Annotated in this window: 1 protein-coding gene; it reads right to left on the bottom strand. The window is 59.4% G+C overall.

All coding sequences use genetic code 11. The features are described from left to right. A partial coding sequence (locus tag AC0L2K_RS34985; protein ID WP_473533659.1) for an AMP-binding protein occupies positions 1-628 on the bottom strand: 628 nt, incomplete at both ends.

Below are 628 nucleotides of genomic sequence, written 5' to 3'. Positions count from 1 at the left end.
AGCTCGCCCACCGCCCCGAACGGCACCGGCTGACCATGAGCGTCCAGAAGGTAGATCCGCGTGTTCGCAATCGGACGCCCGATCGGGACGTTTGTCGAGGTGGCGAGCCCGGTCGGAATGTCATAGAAGACGCAGCCGACGACGGCTTCGGTCGGGCCGTATTCATTCACCATCCTGGCCGTGGGCTGCACCCTGCGCCACAGCTCGATTGTCGAATGCGTCAGCGCTTCACCGCCGATGATAAAGCTGTCGACCTTGCTCGACACCTTCTGCGCCAGCATCTGTTGCCCAAGCGCATCCAGATGGCTCGGCGTGATATTGACCAGCCCACATGCCGAGCCAATCCTTGTCTTGAGTCCTTCGACCTCATCTCCCTTTTTTAAAAGGGAAGCATGGCCACCACGAAGCAAAGGTGTAAACAGGCTGTTAATCGTTGAATCGAAGGCGAGTGATGAGGACACCATGGAAGAAGACCTGGGATCATAAACTTCGCAGGCCCAGGACAGATAGTTCACCAGACTTCCATGCTCGACCATGACGCCCTTGGGCGCTCCGCTGGAGCCCGAGGTGTAGATGACATAGGCGAGATGGCGGGATGTGAGGCCCAGCGCGCGCGGCTCGGGATCGC

It is taken from the genome of Mesorhizobium sp. WSM4817 (assembly GCF_055811135.1).
The sequence above is the reverse complement of the archived record's forward strand: the minus strand, read 5'-3'. Positions and strand labels throughout refer to the sequence as shown.